This window comes from Bartonella saheliensis (genome assembly GCF_902162175.1).
The window spans coordinates 1-4,818 of sequence record NZ_LR607262.1; the positions used below are offsets into that span (position 1 = coordinate 1).

General features: G+C 40.6%; 1 protein-coding gene. It reads left to right on the plus strand.

The genetic code is table 11. The features are described from left to right. Positions 1–95: 95 nt before the first annotated feature. A partial coding sequence (locus tag FS875_RS09355; RefSeq protein WP_144756043.1) for a beta strand repeat-containing protein occupies positions 96–4,818 on the plus strand: 4,723 nt, incomplete at its 3' end.

Genomic DNA, 4,818 nt, shown 5'->3' on the forward strand with positions numbered 1-4,818 from the left:
GCTATGAGTAATTAACGAAAAGCAATATCTATTTCTGTTCTTCTTTTGAAGAGTGCGGGGAAATGAGTATTGGGGGCTTTAAAAGGAGAGTACAGGTGTATAAAAGATCCCTTCTGTCATCTATAGCAACAGCAGCTATTGTGTTGTTTAATATTCAATTCAATGTCCATGCTGAGTCTCTTAAAGTTTCTGGAGAGAAAAAAGAGATCAAAGACGCCACGTATGAAACTCTTCATGTCCTAAAGGAAGGGCAAATTACCGGAACTGATTTGAAGGTAACCGGAAATAAAGACACAAACACAAACTCAAACGAAAATATCTACGTTATAAGCGTTGAAGGCAAAGGCAGTGCAATTAAATTAACGGGAGATAAAACAACCATTAAAGGAACGGATTCTGACATCCCTTTGGGTCTTGAAGCAAAAGATAATGCCATACTTCAAATGACCGGGGGAACTATTACGGTTTCCAGCACTGGCGTTCACTTCGAAAACACGAACAGCACCGAAAACAAACTGGAAAATATAACAATATCAAGTGGTAAAAACGATGCTCTATTACACTATGGAATAGATGCAGAAAACAACAGTACAGTCGCTTTAACAAATGTAACTGTCTCTCAAGCAGAAAATGCCATAGTTGCGGATGATCACTCAACAATAACAGTCTCTGGAGGATCGTTTGATACAAAAGATATAGCAATAATTTCTGACAACAACAGTATCGTTACTTTAACCAACAATGCTCAAATTACATCATCCGAAACCACCGGACTCTGGGCAAGAGGAGATAGTGCGATCAACATGACGGGGGGATCCATTAAAGCTTTCTATAATGGAGCTAGCTTCGAAAACAGCAAGAGAGAAGAAAACAAACTAGAAAATGTAACCATATCAAGTGTTACAGACAGTACGCTGCTCATGAATGGAATTTTAGCAAATGAAAGTACAGTCGCTTTAACAAATGTAAAAGTCTCCCAAGCAATGAATGCTATAATTGCAAATGATCACTCAACAGTAACAGTCTCTGGCGGATCATTTGATGCAAAAGACGCGACAATAGGCTCTCAAGACAACAGTATCATTACCATAACCAACAATGCACAAATTACATCATCTGAGAACGATGGACTTTATGCAAAAGACGGTGGTGCGATCAGCATGACGGGAGGAGCCATTAAAGCTTTCTACAATGGTGCTGCCTTCGAGAACAGTAAAAGAGAAGAAAACAAACTAGAAAACGTGACCATCTCAAATGGCAAAGACGATGCTCTATTACACTATGGAATAGATGCAGAAAAAAACAGTACAGTCGCTTTAACAAATGTAAAAGTCTCTCAAGCAGAAAGCGCCGTAGTTGCGGATGATCACTCAACAATAACGGTCTCTGGCGGATCATTTGATGCAAAATACGCAACAATAGTTTCTAAAGGCAACAGTATCGCTACCTTAATCAACGATGTTCAAATTACATCATCTGAGGACTCCGGACTCCTTGCCAAAAACGGTGGCGCAATCAGCATGACGGGGGGAGCCATTAAAGCTTCTATAGCTGGTGCTGCCTTCGAAAACAGTAAGAGAGAAAAAAACAAACTAGAAAATGTAACCATATCAAGTGTTAAAGACGATACGCTGCTCAAGGATGGGATAATAGCAAACAGTAGTACAGTCGCTTTAACAAATGTAAAAGTCTCTCAAGCAGAAAATGCCATCTCTGCCGATAATGAGTCTAAAATAACGGTCTCTGGAGGATCATTTGATGCAAATAACGCAACAATAGGCTCTCAAGGCAACAGTATCGTTACCATAATAAACAATGCTCAAATTACATCATCTGAGGACGCCGGACTCCTTGCAAAAGACGACGGCGCAATCAGCATGACGGGGGGAGCCATTAAAGCTTTCTACAGTGGTGCTGCCTTCGAGAACAGTAAGAGAGAAGAAAACAAACTAGAAAATGTAACTATATCAAGTGGCAAAGACGATGCGCTACTAAAATTTGGAATAGTGGCAGACAAAAGTACAGTCACTTTAAACAATGTCACCGTGACAAAAGCAGGAAACGCCATCTCTGCCGATAATGAGTCTAAAATAACAGTCTCTAGCGGATCATTTGATGCAAAAAAAGCAACAATAGTCTCTAAAGGCAACAGTCTCGTTACCTTAACCAACAATGCGCAAATTACATCATCTGAGAACGATGGACTTCTTGCAAAAGACGGTGGTGCGATCAGCATGACGGGAGGAGCCATTAAAGCTTCGAACGCTGGCGCTGACTTCGAAAACAGTAACAGCGCCGAAAACAAACTAGAAAATGTAACCATATCAAGTGTTAAAGACGATGCGCTGCTCATAAATGGAATAGCAGCAAACAAAAGTACAGTCGCTTTAAACAATCTCACCGTGACAAAAGCAGGAAACGCCATCTCTGCCGATAATGAGTCTAAAATAACAGTCTCTGGCGGATCATTTGATGCAAAAAAAGCAACAATATTTTCTCAAGGCAACAGTCTCGTTACCTTAACCAACAATGCTCAAATTACATCATCTGAGGACTCCGGACTCCTTGCAAAAAACGGTGGTGCGATCAGCATGACGGGGGGAGCCATTAAAGCTTTCTACAATGGTGCTGCCTTCAAGAACAGTAAGAGAGAAGAAAACAAACTAGAAAATGTAACTATATCAAGTGGCAAAGACGATGCTCTATTACACTATGGAATAGATGCAGAAAAAAACAGTACAGTCGCTTTAACAAATGTAACTGTCTCTCAAGCAGAAAATGCCATATCTGCAAATGATCACTCGACAGTGACAGTCTCTGGGGGATCATTTGATGCAAAATACGCAACAATACGTGCTCTAAATGGTAGCATCATTAATTTAACTGACAAGACGCAAATTACATCATATACGGGGAACGGACTCTATGCGGAAGGTTCAGAATCCAAAGTCACAATGACGGGAGGGACTATAGAAAGTAAAGCTGATGCATTGTTTGCAAAAAGCAGCGGACATATTAAAGTCACGAATATTTCTATTGCAACAAATGGTACAGCAACTGGAGCAACTGCACTTGGCCCTGATAGCGTAATTGAATTATCTGAAACAACAATGAAGAACGTTTTGACTGGTCTTGCTGCAACGGATGGTGGCAAAATCACCAGCGAAAATTTAACAATCATTGGTGGAAAAGCTAACAATTCGGATTCCGACGCAGAACGCTCGGGTCTAATGACAAAAGACGCTGAAAGTGAAATTAACTTAACAGGCACAACAACCATTCAAAATGTTGATGAAGGCCTTTATGCAGATGGTGGAAGCAAAATCACCAGTGGCGATCTAACAATAATCGGTGATGAAAGCGAAAGAATAACCAGTGCTGTAGGCTCTTACGAGCCTGGGAGCAAAATTGAATTAAATGGTAAAACAACCATTAAAAATTTTGATGTTGGTCTTGCTGTAGGCAATAGTTCCTCAATTAACATGAAGAATGGCACTAAAAATGAAATAGATGTCAAAAAAGTTGCACTATTCGCAATAGCCAACGGAAAGATTGACCTAGAAAATACTGTTGTAAAAGCGGGAAGCACAGGTATACAACTGGTGGCTTTATCAAAAACGAATACAAATAAATTAGATGATCTACAAACATATGAAAACAACGAAATCAATCTCACCAATACCAATATTCACGTTGATAATGGCACAGGGATTCTCATTGGAAGTCTTGCTGAAAAAAGCGTTGAAAATAGTCCCACTCTATCAATCGGTACACTCAATCTTAAAGATTCAGAAATCCATGCGAATGCATTATTAGATGATGGTGTCTTTGGGGACACAATTTCTTGGGAAGATAAAAATTTCTGGGATGGTAAAGACGTTAAGGAGATAGCCAACGGTAGCTTCACATTAAATGCAGATCATTCCATTTTAGAAGGCAGAACAAGCATTACAGAAGAAAGAAATGTACACTTTGATCTGAGCAATCAAGCAAAATGGATTCTGAAAACCAGCGCACAAGAAAAAGATGATGATGGCATTCTATATTATACCGCTTATTCTACTGTTTCTGTTCTCAACCTCAATGACAGCTCTGTTATTTTCAAAGAGCCAACAACAGATGGTTATTACCACACATTACATATAGGTTATGGAAAACCAGACACCTCAGCAGTTTATAATGCAACAGGCAATGCACAAATTTCTTTCAATACTTTGTGGAGTGATGGGGCACCAATCATTAACCAACAAACCGATCGGCTTTTGATCTATGGTGATGTATCAGGCAATACAAATGTTTTGGTGGCGGGATATGTAACTAAGAACAACAGTCCAGAAAATAATTCTGAAGCTCCTGATAACATACGGGGACTTTCCCTTATTCAAGTTTCTGGAAAAGCCGAAGAGGGTTCTTTCAAATTGGTAAATGGTTATACCACACTCAATGGTTCACCCAATAAGTATATGCTCCTAGCCTATGGACCAAATTCAAGCCATGGCAAAGCCGAGGCAAGCCAAAGCCTCGTGGGAAATAACGATAATTTCTGGGATTTCCGTTTACAACCGGAATTTCTTAACTCTCATCCTGGTGGCTCTGGCACTAACCCAGAAGGATCTGGTCAGGGTAACGGTGGTAGCACTAACCCAGAAGGATCTGGTCAGGGTAACGGTGGTAGCACTGACCCAGAAGGGTCTGGTCAGGGTAACGGTGGTAGCACTAACCCAGAAGGATCTGGTCAGGGTAACGGTGGTAGCACTAACCCAGAAGGATCTGGTCAGGGTAACGGTGGTAGCACTAACCCAGAAGGATCTGGTCAGG